Source organism: Runella sp. SP2, assembly GCF_003711225.1.
Classification (GTDB): Bacteria; Bacteroidota; Bacteroidia; order Cytophagales; family Spirosomataceae; genus Runella.
Genome location: NZ_CP031030.1, coordinates 1118319 through 1132843 on the forward strand (window position 1 = coordinate 1118319; position 14525 = coordinate 1132843).

14 protein-coding genes are annotated in these 14525 nt (G+C 44.1%); 4 read left to right on the forward strand and 10 right to left on the reverse strand.

Features of this window, described 5'->3' with window-relative positions; all coding sequences use genetic code 11:
• Window positions 1-7: 7 nt before the first annotated feature.
• The 6 genes from DTQ70_RS04720 to DTQ70_RS04745 all read right to left on the reverse strand — a co-directional run bounded on the left by DTQ70_RS04720 (window position 8) and on the right by DTQ70_RS04745 (window position 5238).
• Window positions 8-472, reverse strand: coding sequence for a YchJ family protein (locus DTQ70_RS04720; RefSeq protein WP_122929744.1), 465 nt, complete (start codon window positions 470-472; stop codon window positions 8-10).
• Window positions 473-846: 374 nt separating this feature from the next.
• Window positions 847-1986 (reverse strand): signal peptidase I, encoded by a 1140-nt coding sequence (gene lepB, locus DTQ70_RS04725; protein WP_122929745.1) that lies wholly within the window; start codon window positions 1984-1986, stop codon window positions 847-849.
• Between the two features lie 28 nt (window positions 1987-2014).
• Window positions 2015-2731, reverse strand: coding sequence for a 4-hydroxy-tetrahydrodipicolinate reductase (dapB, locus tag DTQ70_RS04730; protein ID WP_122929746.1), 717 nt, complete (start codon window positions 2729-2731; stop codon window positions 2015-2017).
• A gap of 24 nt (window positions 2732-2755) precedes the next feature.
• Window positions 2756-3454: a DUF5683 domain-containing protein gene (locus DTQ70_RS04735; RefSeq protein ID WP_164489870.1), complete on the reverse strand. Its 699-nt coding sequence runs from the start codon at window positions 3452-3454 to the stop codon at window positions 2756-2758.
• Complete coding sequence (locus DTQ70_RS04740; RefSeq protein WP_122929748.1) at window positions 3451-4368, reverse strand: ParB/RepB/Spo0J family partition protein; 918 nt, start codon at window positions 4366-4368, stop codon at window positions 3451-3453. The genes DTQ70_RS04735 and DTQ70_RS04740 overlap by 4 nt, the downstream gene beginning before the upstream one ends.
• 66 nt (window positions 4369-4434) lie before the next feature.
• Window positions 4435-5238 carry a ParA family protein gene (locus tag DTQ70_RS04745; protein ID WP_028522222.1) on the reverse strand — a complete coding sequence of 268 codons (804 nt, stop codon included), beginning with the start codon at window positions 5236-5238 and terminating at the stop codon, window positions 4435-4437.
• Window positions 5239-5533: 295 nt separating this feature from the next.
• Here DTQ70_RS04745 and DTQ70_RS04750 point away from each other — a divergent pair, with 295 nt between their 5' ends.
• Both DTQ70_RS04750 and DTQ70_RS04755 read left to right on the forward strand, forming a co-directional pair.
• Window positions 5534-6172, forward strand: coding sequence for a DUF1080 domain-containing protein (locus tag DTQ70_RS04750; RefSeq protein WP_122929749.1), 639 nt, complete (start codon window positions 5534-5536; stop codon window positions 6170-6172).
• A gap of 23 nt (window positions 6173-6195) precedes the next feature.
• The gene (locus DTQ70_RS04755; protein WP_122929750.1) at window positions 6196-7536 is read left to right on the forward strand and encodes an FAD-binding protein; all 1341 of its coding nucleotides are present in this window, start codon (window positions 6196-6198) and stop codon (window positions 7534-7536) included.
• 13 nt (window positions 7537-7549) lie between these two features.
• Here the strand turns inward: DTQ70_RS04755 and DTQ70_RS04760 are convergent, their stop codons facing one another.
• Both DTQ70_RS04760 and DTQ70_RS04765 read right to left on the reverse strand, forming a co-directional pair.
• A complete protein-coding gene (locus tag DTQ70_RS04760) occupies window positions 7550-8752 on the reverse strand; it encodes a hypothetical protein (protein WP_122929751.1) in 1203 nt (400 codons plus the stop codon).
• A gap of 96 nt (window positions 8753-8848) precedes the next feature.
• A complete protein-coding gene (locus DTQ70_RS04765; RefSeq protein WP_028522226.1) occupies window positions 8849-9175 on the reverse strand; it encodes an iron-sulfur cluster assembly accessory protein in 327 nt (108 codons plus the stop codon).
• Between the two features lie 177 nt (window positions 9176-9352).
• On the opposite strand from DTQ70_RS04765, the gene DTQ70_RS04770 reads away from it, so the two are divergent.
• Together DTQ70_RS04770 and DTQ70_RS04775 are read left to right on the forward strand one after the other, a co-directional pair.
• Complete coding sequence (locus DTQ70_RS04770; RefSeq protein ID WP_122929752.1) at window positions 9353-10408, forward strand: ferredoxin--NADP reductase; 1056 nt, start codon at window positions 9353-9355, stop codon at window positions 10406-10408.
• Between the two features lie 49 nt (window positions 10409-10457).
• On the forward strand, window positions 10458-10904 hold the full coding sequence (locus DTQ70_RS04775; RefSeq protein WP_164489871.1) for a GNAT family N-acetyltransferase: 447 nt from the start codon (window positions 10458-10460) through the stop codon (window positions 10902-10904).
• 148 nt (window positions 10905-11052) lie between these two features.
• Here DTQ70_RS04775 and htpG read toward each other — a convergent pair whose 3' ends face one another.
• Both htpG and DTQ70_RS04785 read right to left on the reverse strand, forming a co-directional pair.
• Window positions 11053-12885 (reverse strand): molecular chaperone HtpG, encoded by a 1833-nt coding sequence (gene htpG, locus DTQ70_RS04780; protein WP_122929754.1) that lies wholly within the window; start codon window positions 12883-12885, stop codon window positions 11053-11055.
• A 198-nt stretch (window positions 12886-13083) separates the two neighbouring features.
• The gene (locus DTQ70_RS04785) at window positions 13084-14346 is read right to left on the reverse strand and encodes a DUF937 domain-containing protein (RefSeq protein WP_164489872.1); all 1263 of its coding nucleotides are present in this window, start codon (window positions 14344-14346) and stop codon (window positions 13084-13086) included.
• Window positions 14347-14525: the final 179 nt, after the last annotated feature.

Genomic DNA, 14525 nt, shown 5'->3' on the forward strand with positions numbered 1-14525 from the left:
TTAATCATCAAGCCCCACAGCACTTTTTGTATTTTTTGCCGCTGCCACAAGGGCAATCATCATTACGATTGATGGCAATGGTTTTGCCCGAAAGATAAAACCACTGATTGTGTTCTTTCACAAAGAGCGAGTGTTCGTAATGCACTCGACTCTTTTTACTTTCGTCGATATACAGCGCTTGGAAAGCTACTTCTCCTTGCGAATCGAGCGCCGAACCTTTGGCAGTTGAGATAATTTTCAACCCTTTCCATTGCGACTCTTTTGCCCATTGTTCAATGGATGCTTTATCAAACTGAGCACGTTTGCTAGAATGTGTAGTTGCAATCAGATAATCACCAGCTACGACGCAGTACGCCGAATAGCGTGATTTCATCAGCTCTAAGGCGGTTACAGCAGTGCGTTTTCCTGAAATAATGTTCCCACAGCATTCGTCGAAGGGAAGGGTGGAGCCACAGAAACAGGTTGAAGTCATTTTAGCAAGAGGTTTTGGTTAGTGAATGTTTTGGATTAATTGGGTTTTGAGAAACCCTGCGTTTGGATATGAGTATCCAAACGCACGAGAGTGCCCTCGGTTACATATAACCGCGGTTGAGGTTTCTCAAAACCTCGATTACAGAACAGGGTTTTGAGAAACCCTGCGTTTGGATACTCATATCCAAACGCACGAGAGTGCCCTCGGTTACATATAACCGCGGTTGAGGTTTCTCAAAACCTCGATTACAGAACAGGGTTTTGAGAAACCCTGCGTTTGGATATGAGTATCCAAACGCACGAGTGTGAGTATCCAAACACACAAAAAAGCGGCTCAGCGCCGCTTTTTTGTGCTATTATTATTGCCCAAAAGGCCTAGTCAATCAATCTAAACAGACGATTCCAACGGATTTTGGTTAAGATAGACTTTGGATTTGGGTCTATCGACATCCAAATAAAAACCGCTTTACCTACAACGTGGTCGGCAGGTACAAAGCCCCAAAAACGTGAGTCTGCTGATTCGTAGCGGTTGTCACCCATCATGAAGTAATAATCTTGCTTAAAGGTATAACTCGTAATGGCTTTGCCGTCTATGGAAACTTTACCTTTATCGAGCACTACTTTCTCGGGGTCGTTGTGGTCAAAGTACTTAATCACGTAGCCATATCTGGTGACGTTGGCTGAGTCAAGTTGGACAGTCAGACCTTCTTTAGGTACTTGCATAGGGCCCCAAAAATCAGGGTTTTGCTTGGCCGCGGCTGGGAAAAGTCCCATTTCAGGAGCATCCGCAGTGTATCTGCCAACGTGAGTGACCGAACGAATAAAACTGTGCTTCTTCAATCCATCCACAATTTGAGGGGTAGTACGGATTTGATACACAAAATGATTTGGCTTGGCCGTATCACCAGGAAACGTACCATAATCTTGAATGTCTTCATTTTCAAAGAAACGGTCGTCGAGCAAATCGCTTGATTCTAAACGGTACATTAGCTGAGCTTGCGGAGGCGTTTCTCCCTCCTTTCCATTGATATAAACCAAGCCATTTTTAACTTCCACCACGTCGCCTGCTACCGCAATACAACGTTTGATGAAGTTGGTACGTAAGTCAACGGGGAAGTTTTTATAACCTCCATTCCCAACGAGCGGGTCCTCAAACGGTTCTTCTGGGTCGCCAGGATAGTTGAAAACAACTACGTCGTTGCGTTTTACCGATGTGAAGCTTGGAAGGCGAAACATCGGGAGTTGAATTAAGGTAGAAAACGAAGGAATATTGGTTCCCCAAATGGTTTGGTGCGTAAGCGGTACTTGCAGGGGCGTACCAGGCGTTCGCGCTCCGTAGTGGAGTTTACTTACAAACAAAAAGTCGCCAATGAGTAGGCTTTTTTCCATGGATGACGACGGAATGGTGTACGCTTCCAGGAGTAACCAACGAATAAGGGTAGCTGCTACAACAGCAAAAACGACCGAGTCGAGCCATTCTCTAAGGGCCGATTTTTTAGGTTTGGGTTGAGACATAAAAACAATTCTTATTGTAAACAAAAAACTATTCTCCTAGCAGTTCATCCATGCCAAACACGCCTTCGCGGGGAGCCAGCCATTCAGCAGCAACGACCGCGCCGAGGGCAAACCCTTGGCGATTGTGGGCAGTGTGTTTGATTTCGATGCTATCTACTTCAGAATCGTAGCGAATAATATGAGTACCAGGAACTTCTCCTTCGCGCAAAGATAGAATGGGGATTTGATTTTCGGTACCCTCCTCGGTATTTACCCATTCCGTTTTGTTAGAAAGCTGTTGAATTAAACCTTCTGCCAATGTGATGGCCGTTCCACTTGGCGCATCCAACTTATGAATATGGTGGATTTCGGTGGTATGCACCGAATACTGCGAATAGGGGGCGATGAGTTTGGCCAATTGCTTATTGAGGCGGAAAAACAAATTAACCCCGATGCTGTAATTTGATGCGTAGAAAAATGCCGCTTTGTTTTCGAGACACAGTTGTTCAATTTCGGGGCGGTGGTGCAGCCAGCCTGTGGTTCCACATACGGTTGGCAAGCCTTTGCTCATGCACCATTTGAGGTTTTCATAGGCCGCTTCGGGGGCACTAAATTCGATGACGGCATCCACGTTATTGCGGCTAAAAGTCGCTAGTTCGTGGCGGTTAGAGATGTCAATTTTTCCAACTACTTGGTGGCCACGGCTCAGGACGATTTGTTCAATCACTTTGCCCATTTTACCGTAACCTAAAAGAAGAATATTCATAATTTATGTTTTGCAATTCGTAATTTATTTGATAGGAACGACAACTTTTACCCCATATACTTGGCCTGTAAAAGAGTTGTTGTAAGTATCAGGCTCAAATCGAAAAGACAAATCTTCCGACATATCAAACGTTTTGAGGTGAGCCGACACGTTGGCTTCCACGGCGGCCAGCGCCCAAACACCTACTACCAACAAAAAATTGAGGTCCCGATAGCGGCGGTAAAAATCTTTCCCCTTCGTAATTTGGTCAAGGGTGAGGGTACGTGTTTGGTTTTGGCTTCGCAAAAACACCTCTGCTTCCGTTCGCAGCTGCTTACCCGTGGTTAGATCATAGCTAAAGTAATACGGCCACAAAAAATCTTGGTAACGCACGTGGTAAAACCGTATAAAATAAGCAACGGCTCCTAAGCCTCCATATACGAAAGGCATTTTCCAATATTGGCGATTGTATGCTTGCCCTAGCCCAGGAAACATCAATGAATAGTAGGCGGCTTTGCGCGGACTATGTTTCTTTAAAGCAGCGTCGTTCAATGAACTTTTTGCGAGGCTGCTTTTGCTCACTTTTTTATTTTTGAGCGAATCCAGTACCGTCGAATCAGCGGCCAAGGAGGACACTGCCTTTGATAGACGCTTTTGCAGGGAGTCTGTTGCTGTTTGTTGCGCCTTCACCACCATTACTCCCGACCATAGCCACAAACTGAAAAAAATCCCTAGTGTTCTCAAGGCTCAAACTTTAAAACGTTTAAAATACGATCCAACTCTTCTTGGGAGGTAAATGGAATTTTAATTTCACCTTTTTGTTTGTCATCGGTTTTGATAGAAACCTTTGAACCAAAAAACGATGAAAGTTTAAATTGCAAGGAGCGCAGTTCTTGTTTCAACAGCGTCGGCTTGCGGTCTTTGTTGGTATCGTCGGGGTCGAGTTTAAGTGCCTGAACGGCTTCCTCTACTTTTCGGACAGACCAAGCTTCTTCAATCGTTTTACGGAATATTTTGAGTTGTGTCTCAGGGTTTTCGATGTTGATAATAGCCCGTGCGTGCCCCATCGTGATTTGGTCATCGCGTAAGGCAGCTTGAATCAACGGGGGAAGTTTGAGCAAACGAATGTAGTTGTTGACCGTCGTACGATTTTTACCTACGCGTTCTCCGAGTTCTTCTTGTTTAAGTCCACAATCCGAAATCAGGCGCTGATAACTGAGGGCAATTTCGATGGCGTTTAGGTTTTCGCGCTGAATGTTTTCAATCAATGCCATTTCCAACATTTGTTGGTCATTGGCCGTACGAACGTAAGTTGGGATGTGGGTAAGTCCAGCAAGTTTGGATGCTTGTAAACGCCGTTCTCCCGAAATCAATTGATAGCGATCTTTCCCGATTTGTCGTACCGTAATCGGTTGAATAATTCCCTGAATACGAATTGATTCCGCCAATTCATTGAGCGCTTCTTCATCGAATCGGGTACGAGGTTGATAGGGGTTTGTTTCAATGTGTTCGACCGAAACTTCGTTCATCATGCTCACACCTTCGTGAGGCAACGGGCTTGAAGAACGATTGACGTTGTCGCTGTCTTGGAGTAAAGCACCCAAACCACGACCAAGTCCTGTCATTTTTTTGGGAGCAGCTTTTCCGACATTTTCCATGTGCTAGAATTGTATGTTTTTAGATAGATTTTTGGAAAATCTACTGTGTATTCAAATTGGTGTCAATTACAGCGCTCTACGGCTGGTGGGTTCGTCTTGCTCTAGCAAGCCGTTTTTGTTCAAAACCTCACGAGCAAGGTTTAGGTAACTAATCGCGCCTTTACTGTCCGAATCCTGCGCAATGGTAGGCACACCGTAACTTGGCGACTCACTCAAACGGATATTGCGTGGAATGATGGTGTTGAAAACCATGTGCTTAAAGTGAGCAGTAACTTCATTTACTACCTGATTGGATAGACGTACCCGCATATCATACATGGTCAACAAAATGCCTTCAATCGTCAAACTTGTATTCAAACGCGTCTGAATGATTTTGATGGTATTCAGGAGTTTGCCTAAACCTTCAAGGGCAAAGTACTCGCATTGTACTGGTACAATCACCGAATCAGCCGCCGTAAGGCTGTTGATGGTAATCAAACCCAACGAAGGCGAACAGTCGATGATGATAAAGTCGTACTCTTCTTTGATGGGCCATAGGGCCTCTTTCATTTTTTCTTCCCGACTTTTGAGATTAATCATCTCAATTTCAGCCCCTACGAGGTCGATGTGCGAAGGCAACAAGTATAGGTTTTCAAAGTTGGTTTCCACAATGGCTTGTTGTGGTATGACTCCCTCTACCATACACTCATAGATACTGTACTCAATCTCTTTGGGGTTGAAGCCCAAACCTGACGTAGAGTTGGCCTGTGGGTCGGCATCTACAATCAGCGTCTTGAAATCTAATACAGCCAAACTCGCTGCCAAGTTGATGGCTGTGGTGGTTTTGCCAACTCCACCTTTTTGGTTGGCTATTGCTATGATTTTTCCCATTGTTATTAGGTTTACCGCCTTCAAATATCCGTCTTTATTCCCAATAACCCAAACTGTTCCACGTAAAAAATGTTAAATGTTTCACGGTTTGGTACTTTTCGACCAAGTTTTAAACTAAAAACAAGGCAAAACCTGCGCAGTAGGCAGGTGCTAGGAGGGGCATAGGCATGTTATGAAATAATGAAATTTTGGTTTGGAGCATGGAGATCTGTGGGTTAGCCTAAAAGTAGAAATAAACAAACGCGACTTTATTTCAAGTATATACGCGACATATAGGCTTAACCATTCATAACCAATGAACTACTTATTGATTTTGTCGGCGGCGGCAACTGTGACATTGGCCGCTTTTTCGGGAGATATACACCGTAAACCAGAGCGGATTTTTGACGGAAAAAGTTTTAAAGGCTGGGAAGGCGATACCCTAAAAACGTGGCGAATTGAGCAGGGGGCGTTGGTGGGTGGTTCTTTGCAAACAAAGGTGCCAAACAACGATTTTTTATGTACAAAACGGAGTTATTCCGACTTTGTCCTAAAAGCCAAATTTAAACTAGTGGGCACCGAAGGATTCATCAATTCGGGGGTGCAGTTTCGGAGTAAACGACTCACCAATCCGTCGTATGAAATGGAAGGATACCAAGCTGATTTGGGTGATAAATATTGGGGAAGCCTGTACGATGAATCGCGGCGGAATAAAACGTTGGCGGGAAAACCCGCCGAGGAAGTTGCCAAATTGCTCAAGCCTAACGACTGGAACGATTACGAAATTAGAGCGGATAAACGTCATATCGTTCTTAAAATCAACGGAGTAACGACCGTGGATTATACCGAGCCTGATACCAATATTCCGCAGTCGGGTCTCATTGGCCTTCAAATTCACGGGGGAGGAAGGGCGCTGGTTTATTTTAAAGATATTTTTATTGAAGAACTGAAATAAGGAAGACTAAACCTATCACTCGAATGGACAAACGAACATTTCTCAAAACCTCATCTATTCTTTTAACAGGTAGCATGCTTTCTAATTTGATGTCGTGTAAAAAAGCAGATCCGCGTACCAATTGGGCGGGAAATTTGACGTATAGTACGGGTAATCTACACATTCCAAAAAACGTGGAAGAGCTGCAAGAAGCGATTAAAAAGTGTAAAAAAGTGCGAGCACTGGGTACGAAACACTGTTTTAATACCATTGCCGACAGCAAAGAAAACCAAATCTCGACCGAGGCTTTTAACAAAATCATTGGTTTGGACAAAGACAAAAATACGGTAACAGTAGAGGCTGGAATTAAGTACGGAGAAATGTGTAAGTATTTGGATGATAACGGTTTTGCTCTTCATAACTTAGCCTCTTTGCCGCATATTTCGGTGGCGGGGGCGTGTGCTACTTCTACGCACGGCTCGGGTATCAAAAACGGAAGTTTGGCGACGGCCGTATCTGCTATTGAGTTTGTAAACGGAAAAGGAGAATTGGTAACATTAACGCGCGAAAGTAGCGGAGAAGAATTTGGAGCAGCAGTAGTCAATTTAGGGGCATTGGGTATTGCGACCAAAATTACGCTTGATGTTCAGCCTACTTTCAAAATGAAACAAGTGGTGTATCAAAACTTGCCCATGTCGGCCTTGGAGAAAAATTTTGAAGCCATCATGTCGGGTGGGTATAGCGTGAGTTTGTTTACCGATTGGCGCAATAAAAACGTAAGCGAGGTATGGGTTAAAAGTAAGGCCGAGGACATGAAAGAAGTCGCTCCTGAGTATTTTGGGGCAAAATTAGCTACCAAAAATCTGCACCCCATTGAAGCCTTAGATCCCGTTAACTGTACAGATCAGATGGGGGTAGAAGGCCCTTGGTACGAGCGTATGCCTCACTTCAAAATGGGTTTTACGCCCAGCAGCGGAAAAGAGTTGCAGTCGGAGTATTTTGTCGCTTTTGAGCACGCGTATGAAGGTTTTATGGCGATTGAAAAATTAAACGAAAAAGTAGCCCCTCATTTGTTTATTACCGAAGTAAGGGCGATTGCAGCGGATGAATTACCAATGAGCCCATTCTACAAAAAAACGTGCGTAGCTTTCCATTTTACGTGGAAACAAGAAGTGGAGGCGGTAATGGCGCTTTTGCCCGAAATCGAAGAGGCGTTGGCACCCTTTGCGCCTCGTCCTCATTGGGGTAAAATTTTTACCCTAAAACCTGCAGTACTTCAATCGCGCATTGAAAAACTGGCTGATTTTAAAAAAATAATGGAAAAACACGACCCCGAAGGCAAATTTCGGAATGAGTTTATCGAAACCAACCTTTTTGGAAGTTAGTTAAACAGCCCTCTTAAATGAGGTGATAGAAAGCAAGTAAGACCTTTATTTTTGGGAAAATGTGGGGCATCCAAAACAAGGAAGAGCTTATTTGATAATAGGTCGGAAACAAAAAGCAACCAATGGCGCAAAAGGTAAGCCCGTTTTGAAAATGAGGAAGTGTCTCGGTTTTGGAAAGATAGACAATCGCAAATAACAAGAGTACAAAACCGTAGGCATAACTTCTGGAAAAATCTAAGACCAAGCTGCCCGCAGCTATCACACCCACTGCGCTAAACATAAACATCAGTAGGTACAGCCAATCTTTTTTTGCCACCATACCCACAACCACACCAAAAAGAAGAAACCAAGCACATTCGTAGGTTACGGTCAGGCCCATTGGAAACGAATTGTACTGATTTGCGTCGAAGCCCAGCATTGATTTATCGGTTCGCATTCCCAAAGACGACATAACGTAAAGTCTCAAAACAATAAATAGCAGGATACCAACCACCGACGCCCAAGTAGCGCGGTAGCGTTTGATAGAAAATACGTTGCTGAGGGCGACTTTTTGGGCATTGCTTTCTTGCCAAAACCACCACAAAACCGCCGCACTACTGCCAATGACGGCGCGTTCATCGACAAATCCACCAAGGGCAATACCAAGGATAATCAACAATGGATTTCGGAAATTAAGGATGACTAAGAGGAGGAGATAGGCAAGCGGGTCGTGGTAGAAAAAATCAAAGAAAGTCCACTTGGTGACGAATAAATTGGCAAACATAAACGTAGCCACGACACTTGCGGTGGAGCTTAGGTGCTTAGAAAGGAATCGAATTAATAACACAACGAACAAAATCCCGACGACAAATTGGATACCAACATAGTGCTTTGCCTTTAGCCCTACTGTGTGAAGGGCAACGGGAATGAGCGGGCGAAAAACCCGTTTTTTGAAGTGAGACTGGTCGCCTTCGCTGAGTACTTTTCCCGTAAACAAATGCTCGGGTAGGTTCTGAAATGGATGGGTGCCAATCCAATCAATCACTTCAAACCGAGCCGCAAGGCGTTGTCCTCCTGTGTCCATTTTTACCAGTGCCTGATAATCAGGGAAAGAGGTAAACAAGATGTACAAAACCGTAAAGACAGCAAGCTTGGTTTTCCAATGAGGGCTATTGGTAAAGATTGCTAACCAGTTGAAAAGTTTGTTGCTCCAAAAATTCCAGAAAGTAAAGGCCATGACGTAAAAGGTAAGAGGGCGCAAAGATAGCTAATAACATAAAAAAGGCGTCAGAATTTGTATCTGACGCCTTTTTTGTGGGTGACTTGGAGTTGGTTAAACCGCAAAACTCTCGCCGCATCCGCAAGTACGGCTGGCGTTTGGATTGACAAACTGAAACCCTTTGCCATTGAGACCATCCGAAAAATCGAGGATTGTCCCAGCTAAGTAAAGGATGCTCTTTTTATCAACCACAATCCGAATTCCTTTGTCTTGGAACTCCATGTCGGTGGGTTGTTTGGTTGAATCAAATTCCAAATTATACATCAGCCCAGAACAGCCTCCGCCAACCACTCCTACACGAATGTGGCTGTCTTCAGGACGCCCTTCTTCACGACGTAATTCAAGGATTTTATCTTTTGCTTTATCGCTTACTGTGACCATGTCTTTATTAACTTTCGATAGTTTTTGAAGGCAAATTACTTGATTCTTCAACCAAAATCAATGGCTAAAAGTTTCCGAACTTAGGGTGACGACCGTAGGTTTCTCCGTAAATCCTGTGGTTATGGTAAAACAAATCGTAATTTTGAGGGTTAAACCTACGATGTATAAAGTAGAACTATGAAGCATTTTCATCTTAAAGTTAAAGAAGTTATCAAAGAAACCCCCGATGCGGCTACGATTGCTTTTTGGCATCCGTTGAGCGAAATGATTAAATACCAAGCGGGACAATTTTTGACAATATTGTTGACCATCAATGGCGAAAAAGTGCGTCGCTCGTACTCAATGAGTAGCTCGCCCCATACCGATACTGCACCCGCCGTCACCGTCAAACGTGTTCCAGGAGGTTTGGTTTCCAATTGGCTTTTGGACAACGTCAAAGAAGGAGATTTTTTGGAAGTGCTCGAACCCATGGGGCATTTTCAAGTATTGCCCGATGCGCGCAATGCCCGCACTGTTGTGTTGATTGGCGCTGGGAGCGGTGTTACTCCTTTGATTTCTATTGCCAAATCGGTGTTAAAAGTAGAGGCGGAGAGTCGGGTAGTGCTCTTGTACGGCAATCGGAAAGAAGAAAGTATTATTTTTAAACAACAACTCGACGAGTTGAGCCGTATATATGGCAATCGCTTTGTGCTTTATTATGCCTTAACTCAGCCTTCCGACGCGTGGGTTGGTGTGCGAGGCCGTTTGAATAAATCAACTATTTTAGAGATATTCGAAGGAATAGGAGGGTTGAAAAACGCATCGGCTGAGTATTTCTTGTGTGGGCCAGATGGATTGATGGAAATGACCAAAGAGACGTTATTGACGTGGGGCGTAGCCGAAGAAAAAATCCATCGGGAGAGCTTTGCCACGGCCACCACCCATGTAGTCCATGAGGCTGAGGACGACGGAAGCCTAAAGACGCAAGAAGTCAAAGTCTTGTATGAAGGCGAAGAATATACCTTTAATGTAGAACCGCACCAAACGATTTTGGAAGCTGCCCTCGAACTCGATATTGACTTGCCCTATTCGTGTCAGGCGGGGATGTGTACAGCTTGCATGGGAAAATGTACGTCGGGAAAAGTGCAACTGGACGAAGAAGATGGCCTTACCAAATCGGAGTTAAACCAAGGGTATATTTTGACGTGTGTTGCTCATCCACTTACCAAAGGAGTGGTTATTGAGATTGAATAATAGTTTTGGCATTTTTTTTGCCCACCTTTTTGAATTAAATAATACGAGTATGGAAATTACATTACGCCCCTACGAACTCAGTGACCGCACCTCACTGGAAGAAATTTTTATGATGAATACTCCTAAATACTTTGACCCCAAAGAATTGGGCGACTTTCTGGAGTATTTGGATATTTTTGGAGATGACTATGTCGTAGCCGTTGTGGATAGGAGAATTGTGGGTGGTGGTGGCTATTGGGTGCGTTCGTTTGACCAGCAAGGAGGACTTTCATGGGCATTTGTGCACCCCGATTTTCAAGGTACGGGGGTTGGAAAAGAATTGGCTTTGTACCGAATTGATCAAATTCGCCAATCGGGAGTTGCTAAAACTATTTTGGTTGAAACGTCGCAACATTCGTTTGGTTTTTACGAAAAACTTGGATTTAAACTTCTAAACCGCCAAATCGACTACTGGGCCAAAGGAATCGACTTGTACTCCGCAGTGTTGGAGTTATAAAAGTATGCCGATTTTAAACACATAGAATACATAAGAATAAACACATAGTAAACATAAAATCCAGCAGCATTGGCGGTTTTATATGTTTACTATGTGCAAAAACTATCTAAACTATGTGGTTAACTGCAAAGCTTCGTACAGCTTTCAATTATAAACGTGACACTGCCTGTTGAACAAAAGCCGTCAACTCGCTACCTGTCAGCATTCCTTGCGAAAGCAACGCCAAGTTATACGCATGACGAACCAATTGCTTTTGTTCGTTCTCGTCTGCATTCAGGATTTTCTGCGTCACGGGGTGGTTGGCATTGATGGCCACGTTCAACATCTGAGGCATATCGCCAAACATTGATTTCTGACCAGAGGTAGCCGCCATGTCGTTCATACGACGGATAAATTCTGGAATGGTAATAACCACTGGCAACTCGTCGGTAGGCATGGGTTCCACGCTGATGGTTAGTTTAGGAGCGCCACCGAGGGTTTGCTCAAACAAATTCTTCGCTTTTTCCTCGTCGTCTTTCGACAATACGCTCTCCAACTTGATTTCTTTTTCAATAAGCTTGTCGAGCGTATCGGCATCTACCCGCTTGATGTTTGTTTTTTCCAGCTTGTACTCGATGCCATTGATAAAGTGCGGGTCAATCACACTATCAAACACGAGTACATCGTAGCCGCGTTTGGTAGCCGATTGGATGTAAGCGTCTTGCTTTTGTAAGTCGCTGGCGTACAACCATACCACCGTGTCATTCTTATCGGTTTGATTTTCTTTGACTTGGGCGGTGTATTCCTCAAACGTAAAGTGTTTGCCTTGGGTGTTTTTAACCAAGCAGAATTCTTTGGCTTTCTCGCCAAATTTTTCGTCGGAAATGATACCGTACTTGACAAATAGGCCAATGTCATCAAACTTTTTCTCAAATCCTTCGCGGTCGTTGCGGAAAATTTCAGAAAGCTTGTCGGCTACTTTGCGCGTGATGTATCCACTGATTTTCTTGACGTTGCCGTCGGCCTGAAGGTAGCTACGCGACACGTTGAGCGGAATGTCAGGAGAGTCGATAACCCCGTGAAGAAGCGTTAAGAAATCAGGTACTACGTCTTTGACTTCGTCCGTAATAAATACCTGACGGCTGTACAATTGGATTTTCTCTTTGCGTGCCGAGAAGTCGTTTTTTAGTTTGGGGAAATACAAAACCCCCGTCAAATTGAACGGATAATCGACATTAAGGTGAATCCAGAACAGCGGGTCTTCGCCCATTGGGTGAAGTTCTTTGTAGAACGCCAAATAATCTTCGTCCTTGAGCTCAGAAGGCGCTTTTACCCAAATAGGAGTGGGGTTATTGATGATTTTTTCGTCGAATTCAATCTCAATAGGCAAAAACTTGCCGTATTTTTCAAGAATTTCGGTGAGGCGGTATTTGCTCAAAAACTCTTCCGAATCTTCGGCAATGTGGAGGATAATGTCTGTACCACGGTCGGTTTTTTCGGCGGGTTCAATGCTAAATTCGGTGCTTCCGTCGCATACCCAACGAGCGCCTTCGGAGCCATCTTTAAACGATTTGGTAATGATTTCCACCTCTTTGGCTACCATAAACGCCGAGTAGAAACCTAATCCAAAGTTACCAATGATATTGCCACGGGTATCTTCTTTTTCTTTGTATTTTTCAACAAACTCAGCCGCGCCCGAGAAGGCGATTTGGTTGATATATTTTTTGATTTCTTCGGCTGTCATCCCGATACCACGATCGCTGATGGTAATTGTTTTGGCCTCTTCGTCGAGTTTTACTGATACTTTTAATTCACCAAGTTCGCCATTAAACTCACCAAAATCGGCTAATTTCTTGATTTTTTGAGTGGCATCGACGGCGTTTGAAACCAACTCACGCAAGAAAATTTCGTGGTCTGAATAGAGGAATTTTTTGATAATTGGAAAAATATTGTCGGTATGAATCGACAATTGCCCTTTTTCGGCCTGTACGTTTGCTTCCATAATTCTGTTTTACGGTTTTTACAGTTTTTGGTTTTCTGCGTTGATTACCTAAAAAATGTATTCCACTGCTCTATTATCTGACATAATGGCAAAAAATAAAGCTGTCAGAGTTTCAAACCTGACAGCTTTATTTTTTGGTCCACAGTCCGCAGTCAATGGTCAATCCTCTCTATCGACCATGGACTATGGACTTATCGACTACTTCTGCACAAACTTCACCCAAACTTCACGCATAGGTACTTGTTTGCGGCCTGTGGTATCTTTAGGATTAATACCCGTGCCTCGTCCTTCGGCGTCCACTCGTACGAAGCTAATGCCTGATTTTATAAATTGATCTTTCAGCGCATACACCCGTTTTACCGATAGCACCTTGTTGGTCAATGGCGGCTTGGCATCGTTGGCGTAGGCTACGAGTTTGATTTGAGCGGTTGGGTATTTTTTCAACAAGTCGGCCAATGCCTGTACAGGCTGAGAAGCTGCTGCTTTCAATTGAACCGTATTGTCTTCAAAATCGACGTTATCAAACTTAAATGCTTTCCCTTTGGCTGCGGTAGCATCTGCCAAATAGGTAGCCATTGGACTCTCGGTCGGGGTTGCGGCGGGAGTCGTTGGAGTAGCAGGAGCAGTAGTGTCGGCCGTTTTGTTAGCAGTAATTGGTTCTTGAATCGTACGGGCTTCGGCAAGCGTATCAGCATCTACTTCTGTGTCAACCGTTGAGGTGTCGCGCTGAGTCCAGAAGTAAATACCAGCCCCAAGAACCGCAACGACCAATAGACCAAGCCCCACCCATTTGAAATTAATTCGTCCCAAACCCGAATCTTCTACATCGACGCCGACCAAAAATGGTTGCTTAGCTGGAATAGGCTCAGAACTTTTGGTGATGGTCGTCGATTGTTCGGCACGAGGTACTTCAAAACTCTGTAAGAGGTACTGAATTCCCACGGTTTCGATGATGCGGTCGTTGAGGTCAGGTACGATAGTAAGGAGACTTTCGCGTTGTTCTCCCAAATAGGCCGCCAACGACTCGGCATCAAATTGTTTTTCAGCGACTATTTTTTTCAACACTGAGATGATGATTGACATCGAAATGCCACTCAACGACGACGCAAGCGAATTTTTTGTCCCAGAGTATTTCGTCACCATGCTACAAACAGGGCTTTTGAAGCCAGGAAGTACCGTGTTGAGGATTTTTTCGCCAGCGGCCTTGAACTCGTCTAGTTCTGTGGGCGTTTTTAAAATTCTGGGCAGTTGTTCGGGGGAAAATGGCGTGTTTTTTGCCTGATTAAAAATAAGTTTCATCCCCGATTCGTTGGAGGCTCGCTTGATAAGCCCTCCCACAATCGAAGCGGCAAAAGCATCAAGTGCTTTTTGGATTTTCTCTGGTTTTTCGTTGTTCTGTACCGCAATCTGATTTACGATACCCTCAGTCAATGTCTCCTTCAGAGATGCAAATAAGTTCATTTTCAATGTTTTTTTATGAGTTAGAGCCCCAGAAGGAAAAGTGAGAGAGTACGCAACCATGTCCTTCACCTTCCAGCGCTACAACCAATAGTGACTCGATTTTTTCAAATGGGGCGGAAAGTTACTTAATAGTTAAGAGTCCATAGCCAACACCTGATAGTTTTTTTTAGCAATCGAAG